Annotated in this window: 13 protein-coding genes; 8 read left to right on the forward strand and 5 right to left on the reverse strand. The window is 29.1% G+C overall.

Translation table 11 applies throughout. The annotated features are described in order from the left end of the window. Positions 1–403: 403 nt before the first annotated feature. Complete coding sequence (locus KO506_RS07610; protein ID WP_215994298.1) at positions 404–1228, reverse strand: alpha/beta fold hydrolase; 825 nt, start codon at positions 1226–1228, stop codon at positions 404–406. A 185-nt stretch (positions 1229–1413) separates the two neighbouring features. On the opposite strand from KO506_RS07610, the gene KO506_RS07615 reads away from it, so the two are divergent. Genes KO506_RS07615 through KO506_RS07635 form a run of 5 tightly spaced genes read left to right on the forward strand, consistent with a single transcriptional unit; the run spans position 1414 to position 14996 of the window. After that, a complete protein-coding gene (locus tag KO506_RS07615) occupies positions 1414–2223 on the forward strand; it encodes a helix-turn-helix domain-containing protein (protein ID WP_215994299.1) in 810 nt (269 codons plus the stop codon). Between the two features lie 29 nt (positions 2224–2252). Continuing rightward, entirely contained in the window at positions 2253–3176 is a 924-nt protein-coding gene (locus KO506_RS07620; protein WP_215994300.1) for a phage tail protein, read from the forward strand. Between the two features lie 19 nt (positions 3177–3195). Next, the gene (locus KO506_RS07625) at positions 3196–11691 is read left to right on the forward strand and encodes a LamG-like jellyroll fold domain-containing protein (RefSeq protein ID WP_215994301.1); all 8496 of its coding nucleotides are present in this window, start codon (positions 3196–3198) and stop codon (positions 11689–11691) included. 3 nt (positions 11692–11694) lie between these two features. Continuing rightward, positions 11695–12981: a hypothetical protein gene (locus KO506_RS07630; RefSeq protein ID WP_215994302.1), complete on the forward strand. Its 1287-nt coding sequence runs from the start codon at positions 11695–11697 to the stop codon at positions 12979–12981. Further along, positions 12978–14996 carry a T9SS type A sorting domain-containing protein gene (locus KO506_RS07635; RefSeq protein ID WP_215994303.1) on the forward strand — a complete coding sequence of 673 codons (2019 nt, stop codon included), beginning with the start codon at positions 12978–12980 and terminating at the stop codon, positions 14994–14996. The genes KO506_RS07630 and KO506_RS07635 overlap by 4 nt, the downstream gene beginning before the upstream one ends. Here the strand turns inward: KO506_RS07635 and KO506_RS07640 are convergent. The 4 genes from KO506_RS07640 to KO506_RS07655 all read right to left on the reverse strand — a co-directional run bounded on the left by KO506_RS07640 (position 14985) and on the right by KO506_RS07655 (position 17701). Next, positions 14985–15251 (reverse strand): type II toxin-antitoxin system RelE family toxin, encoded by a 267-nt coding sequence (locus tag KO506_RS07640; protein WP_215994304.1) that lies wholly within the window; start codon positions 15249–15251, stop codon positions 14985–14987. The two genes, KO506_RS07635 and KO506_RS07640, sit on opposite strands and share 12 nt — an antisense overlap. A 1-nt stretch (position 15252) precedes the next feature. Further along, the gene (locus KO506_RS07645; RefSeq protein ID WP_215994305.1) at positions 15253–15501 is read right to left on the reverse strand and encodes a hypothetical protein; all 249 of its coding nucleotides are present in this window, start codon (positions 15499–15501) and stop codon (positions 15253–15255) included. Between the two features lie 138 nt (positions 15502–15639). Next, positions 15640–15942, reverse strand: coding sequence for a DUF6370 family protein (locus KO506_RS07650; RefSeq protein ID WP_215994306.1), 303 nt, complete (start codon positions 15940–15942; stop codon positions 15640–15642). A 73-nt stretch (positions 15943–16015) separates the two neighbouring features. Next, complete coding sequence (locus tag KO506_RS07655; RefSeq protein ID WP_215994307.1) at positions 16016–17701, reverse strand: glutamine--tRNA ligase/YqeY domain fusion protein; 1686 nt, start codon at positions 17699–17701, stop codon at positions 16016–16018. Between the two features lie 111 nt (positions 17702–17812). On the opposite strand from KO506_RS07655, the gene KO506_RS07660 reads away from it, so the two are divergent. From KO506_RS07660 to KO506_RS07670, 3 genes are read left to right on the forward strand one after another with little or no spacing between them, the layout of a single operon-like run. Then, on the forward strand, positions 17813–18028 hold the full coding sequence (locus KO506_RS07660) for a zinc ribbon domain-containing protein (RefSeq protein ID WP_068362205.1): 216 nt from the start codon (positions 17813–17815) through the stop codon (positions 18026–18028). 60 nt (positions 18029–18088) lie between these two features. Continuing rightward, a complete protein-coding gene (locus KO506_RS07665; protein ID WP_215994308.1) occupies positions 18089–18472 on the forward strand; it encodes a VOC family protein in 384 nt (127 codons plus the stop codon). Between the two features lie 20 nt (positions 18473–18492). Then, positions 18493–18921 carry a DUF2452 domain-containing protein gene (locus KO506_RS07670; protein ID WP_215994309.1) on the forward strand — a complete coding sequence of 143 codons (429 nt, stop codon included), beginning with the start codon at positions 18493–18495 and terminating at the stop codon, positions 18919–18921. Positions 18922–18927: the final 6 nt, after the last annotated feature.

Genomic DNA, 18927 nt, shown 5'->3' on the forward strand with positions numbered 1-18927 from the left:
AGTAAACATCCTATCTTGTCAAACTTTATATCATAATTTTAAAGAACAGATGTAGGTTGCATTGCTGTAGATTTTAATAAAATCTTTTTTTATTTGGTTTTGTAGGGCGAATTGAAATGGGTAAAAAAGGTTGTGTAAATTGTAAGTATAATTTAGACTTCACCAGAATTAGAACATCAATGATGTTGAATTTTTAAGAAGAATTGTCGAGTTTAATCTTTTGAATACCCTAAATTTTATTATGTTCAGTTACAGACCAATTTAATGTTAAGGTGGGAGTATATTCCAAGGTAAGAATTGTTTTAGTTTCTGTGTCTAGTGCTGTAATTTCTGAAGATTTCCTAGAAGCTGTTTCAAAACAAGTTTTTAATGCGTTAGTAAATGATATATTTACCTTATCGTTTTATGAAATAAGTTTTATAAAAACATCCTTTAAAACAGTCTTTGATGCAATGTGTTTTGAATCTTCTAAAGAGATGAATTTTTTCAAATTCAATAAATTATCACACTTGTTTTTTAGCTTTTTAGTAGGAACAAAAAAATCATTTTTAGAAGCAATAATGGTAACAGGAGTTTTTATTTTTTTTAATGCTGATTTTTTAAAGTTTGGTGTCAATGAAAAGTCCATTTTAAAATTCGTAAAAACTTCTTTTTGATAATCTAAAGTTAATTTATCTAATTCATCATAAATAGAAGACAAACAATTCTTTAAATAAAAATATTTTTGTGTTTTTTGAAACTTTTTTAATGGAATTAAAAATTTGAAAATAGTTTGCCATAAATTTCCATGAATAAATGCTGCTGGAGAAATTAAAAAAACTTCTTTTATCTTTTTATCATCTATTAAAAGTGATTTTAAAACTGGGAATGCTCCAAAAGAAATTCCACAAAAAGTAATATTTTCAATTTGTAAATTATCAATAATTTCTAGTAGCCATTTTCCATAAGAATCATTTTTTTTATTCAATCTTACAAAATCACTTTTGTTGGGTTGCCCTATAATATCAATAGCGAAAATTTGATACTTTTCTGATAAAAATAAAGTTGTATCCAAAGCAAATGGAGCAGCAGAATTTAATCCGTGTAAAACAACTAAAGGAGGTTTTTCAATGCCATTTGTAATTATAACATTTGTTTTTCCAAAAGAAGTTTCAATAATTTTTTCTTTATATGGAGTTTCAAAAACACTTAATTTTTGCTGATAAATTTTTATGTAAGTTTTTGCCAATTTAAATACATTAAGTTGATATTTTTTACTTTATAAAATTGCATTTTTAGTCTGATTTTGCCAATATAATTAAAATAATTTTTTTCTTACTATTTTTGGAATAAAACAGATATACTTAACAATGTCGGTTTTTTACATAAATAAATTAACAAACTCGAATTATATTTACAGACTTAACTTTCAAAATGCAATTTATAAATAATCCTAAATTTCGACATTCTTTCTACAAAGATGTTACTCGAATTAATTATGAAGAGGATGCAAAACCTCAATTAATTAGTGATTATGGCTATACTTATATTATGATTAGATATGGAAAAATTAAAGCATCTAATTGTAAAAATGAAGAGGTAAACATACCTAAGGTATTTATTAAAGGTACAGGAAATTTTTTTAAAGTAGAAGCTTTTAAAGATAGTTCTTGGCTGTCTTTTGAATTGCCTAATCATATTCTGCATAATGTTACCAAAATTCATTCTACAAAAAATAGAAACACGTTTATTGACTTATCTTTTTATGTAGAAGATGATATTATAGAGAGTCTCTACTATGCATTGCGTGAAATTCATTCTATAAAAGAAATAACAGCAATTGCAGACCAGCATTTAAGAAATTATTATAGAGATTGGAGTGTATTATTACCTTCTGTAGAAATAGTGCAATACATTTTAAATAAAAAAGGAATGCTCCCAGTAAAAGAGTTAACAGAAGTTTTTCCATATTCAGCAAGAACCTTAGAAAGAATGTTTCATAAAGAAGTAGGTGCAACACCTTATCGATTTATTTGTTTAGTACGTTTTAATTATACCATTAGAGAGTTAAAAACAAACAAACACTATTCTTTACTAGAACTCATAGAACAATACAATTACTTTGATCAATCTCATTTTGAGAAAGACTTTAAAAAGTTTTTAGGACAAAGTATTAAAGAGTATAAAAATGATAATAATCCTTTGTTATCAAATGGATTAGCAAGAGCTTACGTAAAAAAATAATTAACCAAATTTTCTATAAAAACTAAATTATGAAACAGATTTCTATACTAGTAGTGGCATTACTTTTTTCAGCAACTATCTTCGCACAAGGAATAGCTGTGCAAGGTGTTGCAAGAGATAACGCCAAAGGTGCTATTGTAAATCAAACATTAAATTTTACTTTCGAAATTATAGATGAAGAAGATTTATCAATTTACTCAGAAACAGAAAATATTCAAACCGATAGTTTTGGAGTATTCTCTCATATTTTAGGACCAGGTAATAGATTACAAAATGTAGATTTTAGTCTACCAAACCTTAAAATTAAGGTCTCTATTAACTTTAATGGTAACCTTATTATTGTATATAATGAAGGGTTTTTATATACACCTTACGCCCATTATGCAAAAAAAGCAACTGAAGCCGAAAATGGAGTGCCCACAGGAAGTATTATGCCTTTTATGGGGGAAGAAGCTCCAGAAGGTTGGTTGCTTTGTGATGGAAATAATATACCAACTGGTTCTGAATTTGAAGCTCTAAAGACACTTTTAGATGATACAAAAACACCAAATTTGCAAGGTCGATTTTTAAAAGGTGCTGGCTACAACTCTAGAGAAAATGCTTTAGACCGTTTTAATTTTGATGAAACTACTATAGGAGAATACCAAAGTCAAGCTATCGAAAAACATTATCATGATAAAGGAACTTTAGCTAATAGTACAGATGGTAACCATACTCATTCTGCAGGGGTTTGGAAATATAATAGTGGAGGTGGAGAAAGAGATGTAGTTGGTTTAAATAGAGAGCCTAATAATGCTTCCCCAAGTTATTATTCAATTACTTCTAGCGATGGTAATCACACACATGCAATTTCAGGAAGAACAGGAGATACGCCTCAAGGTACAACTATCAATGTTAGTACTGAAGAGACAATGCCCAACAACTTCTCTGTAAACTACATTATAAAATTATAGTCTAATTGAATTATTTATTATGAAAAAAAGACTACTAATTTTAGTAGGGTTTCTGTTGTGTTTTAATTATGCAAAAGCCCAAGTACAAGAAAGTGAACATAAACTATTTACAGGTACAAGTGCTGTAGATTATAAGGCGCCAACTAGTGCTTCACCAGAAGAAAATATAAATATACAAATGCAAATTGGTGGAGCAATGCTTCACAAAACAATACAAACCAATAATAATGATGTTATTGGTAGTGCTTCATTTGGTTTTCCATATGGAGTCTTATTTATAGCACCAACTTTTATTAGAGATAAATTTGAGGTTTCTAAAGGATACTACACAAATCAAGTAAATATTACATGGCAAGTAGGCAACAATCAAGATGCTATAAAAAGTTTTGATGTTTATAGAAGGGTGTTGGGTAGTGCAACAGATTATGAACTTATTGCGGTTTTAGGAAGCAATACTTTTGAGTTTAACGATACTCAAGTAGAAGGTGGTGTTTTGTTTGATTATCAAATAAGAGCAAATGGAGTAGCTACAAATGGAGGTATAGGTGAGTTATATACAAATTATGTGCAAGGTATTGGTTTTCGTAACCCAACTGCTACAGTTTCTGGTGGCGTAACATTTGAAGGTGGTAGCCCAGTTAAAGACGTAACTGTTTTTGCAGAAACAATAGGTGCAGAAAATAGTAGTGCAACAAGTTTAAGCTTTAAAAATCAAGAAACTATTGCAGAAATTGAAAACATTAGCAATATAGATTCAGTTAAAACAACACTGCAGTTTTGGGTAAATAAAAATACCGATTTTTTTAGTTTAGAATCTTCTGTTTTAAAATTTACTTCAACTACAGAGAACCTTACAAATACCAATTATTCCATAGAAGCATCAGTAATAGCTAACGTTACTTTTAATATTAATTTTTTAAAAGATGGTATTCCTGGTTCACTTTTAACCTTACCTTCTATTCCTTCTGGAGAGTTAAATGCAGAAGGAGATGATATTTTGTTAAAAGTTAGTGATTTACCTGAAAATAATTTTGTTCATGTTTCTGTAATTTTAGAAAATAATAAAGAAGTTAGGTTTTTTATCAACGGAAGAGAAATAAATGCAGCGTATATAACTTATATGCAATCTCTTGCACCAGAACTTAAAAACGGATTTCTAGGTGTTTTTCCTCAAAATGGTTATGTTTTTCAATCTGAGAATAACGAAGCGATTACCAATCTAAAATTTATAGGAAATAATTTTAAAATTGATGAATTTAGAGCCTGGAACCGAGTTTTAAGTAATGATGAGATACGAAGAGATTACAGACGCTATTTAGCTGGTGGTGAGAATGGTTTGGCTATTTATTTAAGAATGGACGAGGCTCTTGGAGAGTTTTTATACGATTTATCTAAAGTAGGGTTTACACAAAATAAAAACGATGCTATAATTGTTGGAGATTTTGAGTTTTCTAGCATAAGACCCAGTCAAAGTCAATTAGGTGTTTTTGGAGTTACAGATAGAAACGGAAGTTATATTATTTCTGGTATTGGTTATAAAGGTACAGGAGAATCTTTTGTAATTACACCATCATTAGGTGTGCATAAATTTGAACCTGCTAGTCAAACTTTATTTTTAGGTACAGAAGAATCTGTAGTAAATCAGCTAAATTTTAAAGATGTTTCTTCATTTGTGTTTAGAGGAAGGGCAGTATACAATGTACAAGATGTTTTTAATCCAATTGCAACTACAATTCCAACAAATCTTAGAGATTTTGGCTATAATAAATACTTATTAGGAGACGTAGTTATCAATAAAGGCGAATATTATTATGTTGGAGGAAGTGTTAACAGCCAATCTGGTTTTTACGAAGGTGGTGTTTTACAACAATATCCAATAATTCCATTAGAAGGTGCTGCTGTTTTTATTGATGGAAATCCTGTTTTTGATGCAGACAATCAACCTGTTTTATCTGATGATGATGGTAATTTTACAATTAGTGTGCCTATTGGAAATCATAAAGTAGAGGTGCAAAAAGATGGCCATACGTTTGAATTAAATGGTCGTTTTCCTGAAACAGAAACGTTTTCTTTCTTTGAAGATCAAGTAGAAACGCAATACTTTATAGATGATACAAGGGTAACTTTAGTTGGTAGAGTAGTAGGAGGTAAAAATGAATTTGAAAAGCCTATTGGTTTTGGTACAGATGGTTTATTCGAGGTAATAAATAATGAGGGAGAGACTAACGAAAGTATTGAAATTCTATCATCAAAAAATAATATAGGTACAGCAAATATTACGTTTAAAGGAGATATAAACTCTAATGCTTTAGATAAAATTATTGCTACAAATGCGGAAACAGGTGAGTATAAAGTAGAGCTTATCCCTTTTCAATATCATATAGTACAAAATGGAATAAGTATATCAAGTAATCCTTCTTTAAATATCTTGAACAGTACAGAAACTATTGATTTAAGAGAGTCTACTATTCAAAAAACTTCCGAGTTTACATCAGAAGATAATAGAGTATTTACTTCAGAACCATATCATTTCGAAAAAAGTTTTCGCTACAATTCTGATGTTTCCTTACTATTGGTAAGTCAAGAATATGAAACCGAATTTAATATTGGTGGCACTACTTACAATTTTAGTAATCTTGCCATACCTTTTTATAAACAAAAATTTAACTATGAAATTGTTTTTGAGGTCATTCAAAAATATATCAATTTAGATGATGTCAATAATCCAATTGAAACAAAAGAAAATTTTACAGAAGGTGCTTTTAATATCACAAATAACCTTGCAGCTCCAAGATCAGATGCAGAAAATATTAGGTATGTAGATAGTAAATACATTTACACGTTTGCAGCAGGTATACCTAATATTTCAAAAACAGACGGATTTCAAAAATCTATCAATATCCAATATATTATAGAGGGTAATAATCCAGTAACTATTGAAAATATAGAAAACTTTAAGTCTCAAGGAATAATAAAAGGAGGTAAGTCTTCAGATGGTAAAACATTTGTAACTTCTGCACCAGAAACACCAGATTTTATTTTAAGAGATCCACCAGGTTCAAATAGTTTTGCGTCAATAGAAAGAGGTACTACTATAAGTTATGAAGAAAGCAGAATAAATAGTGATATTGAAGGAATTGGGGGAGGTTATTTTATTTCTGTTGGACCAGATGTTAGTTTTGATGCTGGAATTTTTTCAAATACATTAGAAGTTGTAGCAGAAACTTCAGGCACTTTTTCTAAAACTGTAGAGGAATTAGATGAAGGCGTTACAAGAAATACCTACACTTTTAACCAAACTTTTTCAACAAGCGATAGTCCAGAATTTGTGGGTTCTGAAGGAGATTTATATGTAGGGAATTCTAAAAATATTTTTTATGGTCTTTTTGATGATATGTATATTACAGAAAATATACCAAGAGGAAAAAATGGTGTAGAAATTCCAAATATAGTAATCACTGTATTAGATTTAGAAGATAATGAACATAATTTATACGTGTCTTCTTATAAAAACTATTTAATTGCAGAACAACCAACAAATACATTTTTTACATATTCCCAAAAATTTATTTTAGAAACCCTTATACCTCGTTTAAATGATTTAGCTAATAATCCAAATTTAGCAGACCCAGATGAGAGAAGAAGTCCTGAATTTTATACAGCACAAGCAAATTCTTGGAAACACATTATACAAACAAATGAAAAAGCAAAGTATGATGCAAGAGTAAATAGAGAAACAGTAAAAGAAGGTATTTTAAAAGTAATTACAGATAAATTTAGAGACGAAAACAATACCGAAACTCTAAATGATTTATTAGACAAAGAGTTCTATGCTAATCGTTCTTTTGACGCAGGTTTAGGAGAGTTTACCAATTCTGTTAGTTCTGTTTCAATTGTAACACATAATTACCAAACTGTTATCGATTTAGAAGACGAATTTCAAACAGCAGCAGGTTTCTTTTTAAATGACCAAGGAGCATCATTAAATATGACAAATACATTTAATGATATTGAAGATGATACAGACACAGATGTTAGAGAAACAACAACAACAATTTCTTACACCTTAAAAGATAATGATAGTGATAATGAATTAAGTGTAGATGTTGTAAATCTATTTGATGGTAATGGACCAGTATTTATTACAAGAGGAGGTTCCACATCCTGTCCTCACGAAGATGCTGAAATTTCTAACTTTTACAATTTAAATATTTTTGGGAGCGATGGTTTTACTCTTGGAAATGGAGGTTTACCACTTTCTGATGGTACAAATAATGTTTATGATTCTGAAATAAGTGTAGAAAATAAATTAATTTCAAATGTTCCAGAAGATGAAAGTGCTATTTTTAAATTGCTACTAAATAACAATAGTCAAACACAATCTGATTTACAATTTATTATTGAAGTAGATAATACTTCTTTAAATGGATTATCAACCAATATCGCTGCTAATGGACAAAATGTATTTTTACCATTTAACGAAACAATAGAATTTCCTCTAGAACTAAAAAAAATATCTGGTTCTAGTGATTATGAATATGAAAATATTAGAATTTATTTATACAGCCCATGTGCAACATCTGCAGAGCAAAAGGAAAACTTTATTGATGTTTCAGTAGAATTTAAAAAATCGTGTTCTAATGTAAATCTTTCTTCTCCCGAAGAAAATTGGATTTTTAATACTAATGAAGCCTTTTCAGTAGATATTGATGGTAATACAACATCAAATACATTACCCGTAATTTTTACTGATTTTAATCTAGATTTTAACGGTTTTGAAAAAATAGAATTGCAATACAGAAGTACAAGTTCATCAAATTGGAATAAACTAGCAAGCTACTATGGTTCTGAAGCCTTAAAAAATGAAGCAGGAGATGCTGAAGGAATAGTAATCAATATTTCTGATAGCGATTTTACTTATAATTGGGATATTGTAGGTAATAATATTGCAGATGGAGAATATGAAATAAGAGCAGTTTCATTTTGTGCTGATGATATTACGAACTTATCAGAAATAATTACAGGAACTATTAATTTAAATGCACCTGTAGTATTTGGTACACCACAACCTACTGATGGTATTTTAGATGTTGGTGAAGATGTTTCTTTACGCTTTAATGAAGCTGTTTTTGAGAGAACAACCACAAGTATTACAGTTACAGGTTTACAAAATCAACAAGAAATAGATCATAATGTATCCGTTTTTTTAGATGGATCTACAAACCAAATAGAATTACCAAACCAAAGATTAGCTAAAGAATCATTTACGTTGCAGTTTTGGTATAAAAATGCAACAACAGGTTCAGGGCTTTTAGTAGCTCAAGAAAATGGAATCAATGTTAAAGTTGATGGAAATCATTTAGAATTTAGTGTGGGTGGAGAATTGATTTCTACAGTTGATGTTAATAAACCAATAGACAGTTCACAATATAATTTCTATTCTTTTGTATATCAAAATGGAACATTTCCTCAATTGTTACTATTTGAAAATGGTGAAATTTTAGAAGAACGAACACTTACTCAAGAATTAGATATCAATACAAGTAGTTCTATGTTTATAGGAGGCGAAAATGTAGAGGGAAATATTCACGATATCCGTTTATGGTCTAAACCATTTACACCTGCACAAGCTACCTTAGCAAAAGATATTACACTAACAGGAAGAGAAGTAAACCTGCTAGGATATTGGAAGTTAGACGAAGGTTTTGGACAAACTGGTTTAGACAAAGCAAAACGTAAAAATGCTATTGTAAATTTAGATTGGGCAATTTTCCCAAAAGGCACAGGCTACGAATTTAAAGACAATGAATATTTAACCCTAGATAATGTTGGATTTATCCAGCCATCTAATTTTGAAGATAAAACGATTTCCTTTTGGATAAAACCAAACGAAACAAGTGCTGGGACCATTTTTTCTAATGGAAAAGGAGATGAGAGTGAACCTCTCTTAACCAACGGTTTTAGAAACAAATGGTCCATCAATCTAAAAACTGATGGTAATTTAGAATTGGTTACAGAAAATATAAGTTACAGCTTAACCACAAAAAGCTTATCTGCAAACAATTGGACGCACATTGCTCTTGTTCATAAAGTGGGTGGTTCTTTAAATTCATATATTGATGGTGAAGAACAACTTTCTATACCAGCAACTAAAGTGGGTGGTTTTACAGGAAATAAAATTTTAATTGGTGCACGTTTATTTGAAGATGCTTCAAATGAAAAAACTATAGATAATCATTTTACAGGTTTGTTAGATGAAGTCCGATTTTGGAATACAGCTAGAAGTTTAGAACAAATAAATAGAGATCGTTATTTTGAAATCGATAATAACGAAGAAGGCTTATTATTGAAGTTAGATTTTAATGAAGATGATAATAACACAACTGCTGGTCCTGCTTACAATCATTTAGCAGCAAATTTAGTAAAAGGAACAACTTTTGCGATTTTGAGTGATGGCTCATTACAATCGTATTCGCAAGATTCACCCCCATTAAAACCACAATTAAAGTTTACAAACATTCCTTTTTCAACAGTTATTAATGGTGATGAGATGATCATTACCCCAAATTTAACTGATGAAGAATGGAGTTTGTTTGAAGGTGAAATTATCAATTTTACAGTAGCAAGATTGTCTGATACACACTTTAATTCACAAGCATCACCAGTAACTTGGTCTGCTTTTGTAAATAGACAAGAATTGGAATGGTTTACCAAAGATCAAACCAAAGAAATTGTTGCCCAAAAAACAGTAGGTGAAACTTTTAGTTTTACGATGGATGTTATAAATATTGGAGGTAGCAATCAACCTTTTACTATTTCTGGATTACCAATTTGGATGCAAGCAGAGGTTACTTCTGGTTCTATAAATCCAGATTCAAGCAAAGAAATTACGTTTACTGTAGATGCAGATTTGGCAATGGGTACTTATGATGCAGATTTATTTTTAGAAACAGCTTCTGGTTTTAATGATCGTTTACAATTTAATTTACGTGTATTAACAGAAGCTCCAGATTGGTCTGTAAATCCAGTAGATTATGCTAATAGTATGAATGCGATTGGTAGAATACAAATCAATCAGAATTTTTCTAGAGATTCATTTACAAAAGTTGGTGCTTTTATAAATGATGAACCAAGAGGAGAAGCGTACTTAACTTATGATGCTGCTTACGATAGTTATTTTGCATTCTTAACAGTCTATGAAAATCAAAATGACAATGAAGTAACCTTTAAAATTTGGGATGCCATTAATGGTAAAATTATAAATGCTTTTATTGATGGGAAAGAAAGTGAAACTTTTGAAACGAATAAAATTATTGGCTCAAAATCTTCGCCTACTATATTTTCATCAACAGTAATTACTCAGCAAAATTTATCTTTAAATAAAGGTTGGACCTGGGCTTCTTTCTTTGTCGAAGACACTAGTTTTAATAATCTTAAAAATGTTTTTGAAGGCTCAATTTTAGAAAATCAGGATATTATAAAAAATATAGGACAGCAAGCATTTTACGAAGATGGAGATTGGTTTGGAGATTTTAATGAATTAACTGCCGAAAAAATGTATAAAATTCGTTTAGAAAATGCGAATAACTTGGAGCTTTTTGGCTCAGAATTAGATATTACTAATTTTAACATCAATATTTTTGGAATTGATGAAACCTCAATTAACCCAGCACCAAAATGGAATTGGTTGCCATATCCAATCCATAGAAATATAAGTTTACAAGAAGCACTTGCTTTTTATGAGCCAACTGATGGAGATGTTATTAAAGACCAATTTACTTTTGCTATTTATGATGCAACTTCAGGTTGGAGTGGAACCTTAAATTATCTGCAATCTGGAAGAGGTTATATGTTAAAATCATCACAATCACAAGTGTTTAATTACCCAGATGCAGATGTTTTATCGAAAACGCAAACCAAAATAACTAAAAATGCTGCAAAAGTTGATGTAAGTCAGTTTACAAAATACAGCAGTACAATGAGTATAGTTGCAGAGGTAATTGCAGATGAAAACTTTACAAAAGTTTTGGTGTATGATGATAAAAATACATTGAGAGGTAGTTCTGAAATTATCACATTAAATGATAAAAAAATAAGCTTTATAACTGCTTTTAGTTCATCAACAGAAAATTTAAGATTTGTATTAGCAAATGATTTAGGAGAGTTAGATGTCAACAAAAAATTTACATTTATTGATAACGAGGTATTAGGAGATTTAAAAAATCCTATTCAGCTTTCTGCAAAAGCACTTTCTTTAAATGAGTTGATTTTTGATAATACAATTTTATACCCAAATCCGTTTACAAAATCTATAATTATCGATTTTTCTAACGAAAGTATTACCATTTCTAAAGTAGAAATTTATAATACTATTGGTGTTAAATTGTTAAACAAAAATGTAAATAACAATCAGAAAATTGAAGTGAATACAGCTGATTTGTCAATTGGAGTGTATCTCATAAAAATTACTGATAATAGTGGGAAATTTGTGATGAAGAAAATTATAAAAAAGTAATAAATGAAAAATTTTGCATTGATTGCTTTTTTAGTGTTCATTGTTGATAGTTTTTTTGCACAAGAACCCAATTGGAGTGTAAATCCTAACAACTATCAACACACTATGACGTTTACCAATTTTTTAAATGTTGATGGTAAAACTTTAACATCTAAAAATGATAAAGTTGCTGCTTTTATTGATGGTGAAGTAAGAGGAGTAGCTAATGTTATTTATGTAGAAAGTAGAGATAAATTCGTTGCTTTTTTAACTGTTTTTGGTAATTTAAGTGGTAAAGAAATTAGTTTTAAAGTGTATGATAGTGAAAATGAAGCAATAATTAATATCGATAAAAAGGTTATGTTTTCTATTGATGGTAATTTAGGAAGTATTTTTCAATCTTTTTCTATTGCAAATCCTGCTTTGAATAATGAGGTAGAAATAATCAGTTTTTCTTTTAAAGATGTTGTAGAAAAATCAATAAATATTTCAGAAGATAAGATTGATATTGTTTTGCCAGCAAACACAGATAGTAGCAATTTAATTGCAGAATTTACCTTAAGTACTGGTGCAAAATTATATGTAAATAGAGTGCTTCAAGAACCTGGAGTTACAATTCAAAATTATTCAGATACTTTTGTTTTAAGTGTACTTTCTGAAGATGAAAGTGTTTTAAAAGAATATCAAATAAATGTTGTTTTAGAAAATGCAATATCAAATGTAATTGTAAATTTATCTACAACAGCGAGTACTTTAATCAATAAAAATTTAACAGAAATTACGCTTACCATAAGCGAAAGTATAGCAAGTATAAATTCAAATAATTTTGAGGTAACAAATGCTATAATACAATCTATTATTAAAGTTGATGAAAATACTTACTCACTTAATTTAGTAGCATTAAGTCAAGGAGAATTTTCTATAAAAGTTTTAGAAAACACTTTTTTAGAAAGTGATGCTAAAGAAAATATAGCATCTAATAAACTAGACTTTGTATTAGATACAAAGAATCCTTTTTTAGTTACTATCCAAAGAAATTTACCACAAAAAACTATTACAAATGCCAATAATTTGGAGTTTAAAGTGGTGTTTAGTGAGGCAGTTAATAATGTATTGAATGATAGTTTTATTAGTGTTACAGATGCAGAAATAACCATTAACAAAGTAACAGACAGTAGTTATGTTCTAACAGTTTCTAATATAGAAAATTTTAATGGTCAAGTTGGAGTGAGTCTAAATATAAATAATTCAATTACAGATATTGCAGGAAATTCTTTGCGAACATCATCCTTAAAAAACTATCGATTATGAAAAGAAATTTCTTGAATGTCATCCTGTTTTTTTTGACAAGTTTTGTAGTTAATACTTTGCATGCACAAGAACCAAATTGGTCTGTAAACCCAATAGATTTTCAACATAGCATGACGTTTACAACCTTTTTAAATGTGAATGGAAATCTACTAACTTCCGAAAATGATAAAGTTGCAGCTTTTATTGAAGGAGAGGTTAGGGGTGTAGCTAATGTTAAGTATATAGAAAGTAGAAACAAATATGTTGCTTTTTTAACGGTTTTTTCAAATTCTAATAACAAAGAAATTTTATTTAAAATTTATGACAGCCAAAATGAAGCGATAGTTGAGGTTGATAAAAAAGAAACTTTTGTAATTGATGGCAATTTAGGAGGTGTTTTTCAATCTTATAGTTTGGCAAATCCAGTGTTAAACAATCAAGCAGAATTGTTAGATTTTTCTTTTGAGAATATTACTGAAATTACCAAAACAACAGTTGACAATACAATTAATTTTGTCTTATCCCAAACTACAGATATTAGTAATTTAATACCAGTATTTAATGTTTCTGAAGGCGCAAAAATCTTTATTGATATACAACAACAAATTTCAGGTAATTCAGCTATAGATTATACAGTTTCAAAAACATATACAGTAGTTTCTCAAGATGAAGCAGTATCAAAAGAATATATTATAAATGTTACTAAAGAAACTAATACAATAAATATTATTACAATTTTATCTTCAAATGCTGATAAAAAAATAAATACAAATAGCATTCAAATTGATGTAAATTTTTCAAAAGGAATTATAGATTTTTCTACAGCAGGATTTGAACTCACAAACGCAGTAATTTCTGAATTTATTAAACTAGATAATCAAAATTATAAACTTACATTAATTGCTGTAGAAGAAGGTGTTTTCTCAATAATGATGAAAGAAAATCAAGTACAAGATGCAATAAGAAGTCAAAATTTAGCATCAAATATTTTAGAATTTTCTTTTGATGAAACTGCTCCAATAATTACTAATTTAGAGCTGCAAGAAGAACTTAATCAACAATTTTTTACAATTATATTTAATGAACCTGTAGAAAATGTAAATACGACAGATTTTGAGTTTGTAGGAACACAATCAAAAAATTATACAAAACAAGAACTGATACAGATTAACGATAAAGAATATCGCTTAACTATCACAAAAACAAATGACGATTTAGGAAGTGTTTATCTCAAAATTAAAGCTGATAGTGATATTAAAGATGATGCAAATAACACTATTCTTCTTCAAGAAACGCAGTCTTTTTATTTAGATAATTTAGGACCAATTATAAATACAATTCCAGATGCTACAGGAGAATGTGAGATTATAGTTATAGCAATTCCAAAAGCAATTGATGCAGTAAGTGGAGAAGTTTTAGGAACTACACAAGATGCTTTAACTTATGCTGAACAAGGAGAATATGCCATTACATGGAGTTTTGATGATGGCAATGGAAATATTTCTACTACAAATCAAAACGTATTTGTAAAAGATGAAACAAACCCAGAAGTCAAAACAAAAGATTTTGAGTTGAAATTAAATGCTACAGGAAATGGAACTTTAAAGGTTTCTGATATAGATGATGGTTCTTTTGATAATTGTGGAATTGAGTCTTACAACTTATCAAAAACTAATTTTACTACAGATAATTTAGGAGAAAACACAATTGTTTTTACAGTAGAAGATGTCAATGGAAATTCAACTTCAGTAAATGTAACAGTAACAGTGAGTCAAGAGTCACTATCAACAGACAATTTTCAGTTGAAAAATTACATCAATATCTATCCAAATCCAGTAAAAGAAAAAATATTTTTAGATATAAAGAATAGTTTAAATGTTCATAAAATTGAAGTGTTTTCAATTGACGGAAAAAAACTAATTTCTAAAAAAGAAAAAACTAATTTTATAAATGTAAAAAACTTAAAAACAGGGTTTTATTTTATGAAGATCAATTCTGAAAAAGGAATTTTGGTACATAAGTTTTTAAGGGAATAATTTATATATATCGTTTCTTTTTAAAAACCGAGCAATCGTAATAGTTTCGTCAGTATAGAAAATGCCTAATCTATAATCGCCAACTCTAACCCTGTAAGCATCAGGATGACCAGAAAGTTTTTTAACATTAGAAATATCAAAAATATATTTAGCTTCTTCAAGATTGACAAAAATATTCTTTAGAGATTTGAGCAACTTTTTATCTTTAATTTTTTTTAAATCTTTCTCTAAACTTTTTAGGTAGATTACCTCCATTTTATTCCAGTAATTTGAAGATGTTTTCTCTACTTACTGTGTCAGTTCTATCTGCTTGTTGCATTAATAATAAAAGTCCTAAATCTTCTTTTTGTTCTTGGGTTAAACTATCTAATTGTTCTTTTTCTTTAGATTTTACAAACAATTCAATAGCTTTTTCCATTAAGGCTTTTACGCTTAATCCTTCAAAAGCAGATAACACTTTTAGTTTCGTAAGAACAGTGTCATCTATTTCTATTAATTTTTTCATTTTAGCCTATGGAAGTTGTTATTGTGTAAATATACAATATATATATCATATATACAAAGATATTTATATATTATAAAATCAAAAGAATTAACTTTTGGATTAAAAATTAAATTTTATCGGTGAATTTGTGTCAAAAATCTAATCAGCAACATCAATAGAAGAAGCTAAAAACCTATCACCCTCAATTGTACCAGAAACTTTTCCAGTACGTATCACATTGCAAAAGCCAGTATTTATATTGTGAGCATCACCAAAATCATCAATACCAAAACCGTCTACAAAATACGCTTTGTCATTAACTCTTACAGCTAAACTACATCCACTTTCAGAATCTAATTCAAATTGACATTGACCACAAGAAATTTCGGCTACCTGTTTTATTTCTTTCTTATTTCCACAAGAAGCGAATATAAACAAACTTAAAACGATTATTTTTTTCATTTTATATAAATTAAAAAGTCCTCAAAATTATAAAAAATGAGGACCTATTATTGTTTACTATTTATGTACTATTTTATTTTTTTGCCCAAGAATCTCGCAACCCAACAGTTTTGTTAAAAACTAAGTTTTCTTTTGTAGAATCATCATCTACATTAAAATAACCCAAACGTTGAAACTGAAAACGTTCTCCAATTTCCGCGTTTTGTAAACTAGGTTCTAAATGAGCTTCAATAATTTCTAAAGAATTTGGGTTTATAAACTCCATATAATCTTTGTCTTTATGAGCATCTGGTGCTTCATCTAAAAACAATCTGTCATAAGCCCTTACTTCTGCTTTTACAGCGTGTTTTACAGAAACCCAATGCAAAGTACCTTTTACTTTACGCATGCTTTCTGGTGTGCCACTACCAGATTTTGTTAACGGATCATAAGTACATTGTATTTCAGTTATATTTCCATTTTCATCTTTAGTGCAACTATTTGCAGTAATAAAATAAGCGTTTTTTAAACGAACTTCTTTTCCTAATTTTAAACGGAAAAATTTCTTGTTTGCTTCTTCTCTAAAATCTTCTCTTTCTATATAGATTTCTCTAGAAAAAGGTACAGCTCTACTTCCAAATCCTTCTTCATAATCGTTGTAACTTGCATCTAAAAGTTCTTCTTCACCTTCAGGATAATTGGTGATTACAACTTTAACAGGGTCTAAAACAGCCATTACTCTTTTGGCAGTTTTGTTTAAATCTTCACGAATTTTAAACTCTAAAAGGGCAACATCAATTACATTCTCACGTTTAGAAACTCCAACAGTTTCTACAAAACTTCTGATAGCAGCAGGTGTATAACCACGTCTTCTTAGACCAGAAATTGTTGGCATTCTTGGATCATCCCAACCAGAAACAATATCTTCTTCTACCAGTTTAAGTAACTTACGTTTACTCATTATAGTATAACTTAAGTTTAAACGAGAAAATTCACGTTGTTTTGGTGGATGTGGATAATCAGTCTTACTAAAATCGTAGACATTATCTCTGAACCAATTGTATAATTTTCTATGAGGTTTAAACTCTAAAGAACATAAAGAATGTGATATTTGTTCAATATAATCACTCTCACCATGTGTCCAATCGTACATTGGATAAATGCACCAATTGTTACCAGTTCTGTGATGAGATTTGTACATAATTCTATACATTAAAGGATCACGCATCAACATATTATCATCAGCCATATCAATTTTGGCACGCAAAGTATGTTCACCTTCTTTAAATTTACCATCTTTCATCCCTTGAAATAATTCCAAGTTTTCTTCAACAGATCTATTTCTATAAGGACTATTAGTTCCTGGTTCAGTTGGTGTACCTTTTTGAATTCGCATTTCTTCTGATGTTTGCGAATCTACATAGGCTTTACCATCTTTTATCAACAAAATTGCCCAGTCATATAATTGCTGAAAATAATCTGAAGAATAACATTCGTTTGCCCAATTGTACCCTAACCAAGAAATATCTTCTTTAATAGCATCTACATATTCTTGCTCTTCTTTTGCCGGATTTGTATCGTCAAAACGTAAGTTTACAGGCGCATTGTATTTTTCACCCAAACCAAAACTAATTCCTATAGCTTTAGTGTGCCCAATGTGTAAATATCCATTAGGTTCTGGTGGAAAACGAAAACGTAAATCTTCTTTTGGCATTCCATTAGCCAAATCTTCTTCTATAATATGCTCTAAAAAATTGAGCGATTTATTTTCTTCAGACATCTATTTTTCTAAATAAATTAAGCAACAAAATTAAGCAAAATATTGTATTGCAATTAACTATCTTGTAACAAAAATGGAGTTTAAACAACTAATAAATAAAGACCAAACACTATGAGCGATAAAATAAGAAATTATACTTGCCCAAAATGCAATTCTAAAACCTATAAATTAGGACAAATGCGAGCAACTGGAGGAACTTTGTCTAAAATTTTTGATATTCAGAATCAGAAATTTACGAGTGTAACTTGCGAAAGATGTACTTACACCGAATTTTATAAAACCAAAACAAGTGCAATTAGCAACGTTTTTGATTTTTTCACAAGTTAGAACATTTAAGTTTTGTGTTTTTTTATCGTAATTTTGTTATTCTATAAACTAGGATGAAATATGCAGACTTTTACATTCAATCATATCGCTCTTTCTGTAAAAAATGTTGATGAGTCTATCGCATTTTATCAAAAAGTATTTAACCTTAAAGAAATAGAAAATACTGCTTCTAACTCTAAAACACGTTGGTTGGCATTAGATAATGGAAAACAGTTGCACTTAATTCCACGTCCTAATTTAGAAGTTAAAACCAATAAAGCAGTTCATTTTGCTTTGGCTACAACAAATATAGAATCGTTTGTAAATCACTTAAATGATTTAAAAATTGATTATTCTGATTGGACAGGTACACCAAATAAAGATTATGTTCGTAAAGATGGTATACAGCAATTTTACTTTCAAGACTCAGATGGATATTGGATTGAAGTTAACGAAGCCGTTTAATAAGTGATAGATTTCGGATTATGAGTAAGAAGGATAAAAAACCAGATTTAGTAGTTTTTAATGAAGAAAGTCAGCAATATGATGCCGCTTTAAAACCTTATGGAACATCAGCAAGTTCGCCTGTAATTAAACCTTTAAATACAGCAAGCTGGAAAAATGATGGAATTCAAAGAGTAAATAAACAATTCAAATCTAAGTTTGATGAAGTTAAAGCTCAATATGAAGAATTGATGCAAAAATTTCAATACAATGATTTGGTGTATAACGCAAAATTTAGTTTCGAGCCTATTTTTGGTGAAAATTATCACTTGTATAATAACAAAAACAACGAACCATTTTTATCGATCATAGCTCCAGAACAATGTAGTTTTGAGTATTTAGGATCCTTCAGATTAAATACAGATAAAATGTGGGAAAAAATAGAATCAGCTTCTAATCAAGAAGAATAAAATAAT

Origin of the sequence: Polaribacter vadi, assembly GCF_018861005.1 — a bacterium.
GTDB lineage: Bacteria > Bacteroidota > Bacteroidia > Flavobacteriales > Flavobacteriaceae > Polaribacter > Polaribacter vadi_A.

Coding starts and splice junctions, on each gene's coding strand:
- KO506_RS07615 (WP_215994299.1), top strand. CDS start 1,414: ATGCAATTTATAAATAATCCTAAATTTCGACATTCTTTCTACAAAGAT.
- KO506_RS07620 (WP_215994300.1), top strand. CDS start 2,253: ATGAAACAGATTTCTATACTAGTAGTGGCATTACTTTTTTCAGCAACT.
- KO506_RS07625 (WP_215994301.1), top strand. CDS start 3,196: ATGAAAAAAAGACTACTAATTTTAGTAGGGTTTCTGTTGTGTTTTAAT.
- KO506_RS07630 (WP_215994302.1), top strand. CDS start 11,695: ATGAAAAATTTTGCATTGATTGCTTTTTTAGTGTTCATTGTTGATAGT.
- KO506_RS07635 (WP_215994303.1), top strand. CDS start 12,978: ATGAAAAGAAATTTCTTGAATGTCATCCTGTTTTTTTTGACAAGTTTT.
- KO506_RS07640 (WP_215994304.1), bottom strand. CDS start 15,251: ATGGAGGTAATCTACCTAAAAAGTTTAGAGAAAGATTTAAAAAAAATT.
- KO506_RS07645 (WP_215994305.1), bottom strand. CDS start 15,501: ATGAAAAAATTAATAGAAATAGATGACACTGTTCTTACGAAACTAAAA.
- KO506_RS07650 (WP_215994306.1), bottom strand. CDS start 15,942: ATGAAAAAAATAATCGTTTTAAGTTTGTTTATATTCGCTTCTTGTGGA.
- KO506_RS07655 (WP_215994307.1), bottom strand. CDS start 17,701: ATGTCTGAAGAAAATAAATCGCTCAATTTTTTAGAGCATATTATAGAA.
- KO506_RS07660 (WP_068362205.1), top strand. CDS start 17,813: ATGAGCGATAAAATAAGAAATTATACTTGCCCAAAATGCAATTCTAAA.
- KO506_RS07665 (WP_215994308.1), top strand. CDS start 18,089: ATGCAGACTTTTACATTCAATCATATCGCTCTTTCTGTAAAAAATGTT.
- KO506_RS07670 (WP_215994309.1), top strand. CDS start 18,493: ATGAGTAAGAAGGATAAAAAACCAGATTTAGTAGTTTTTAATGAAGAA.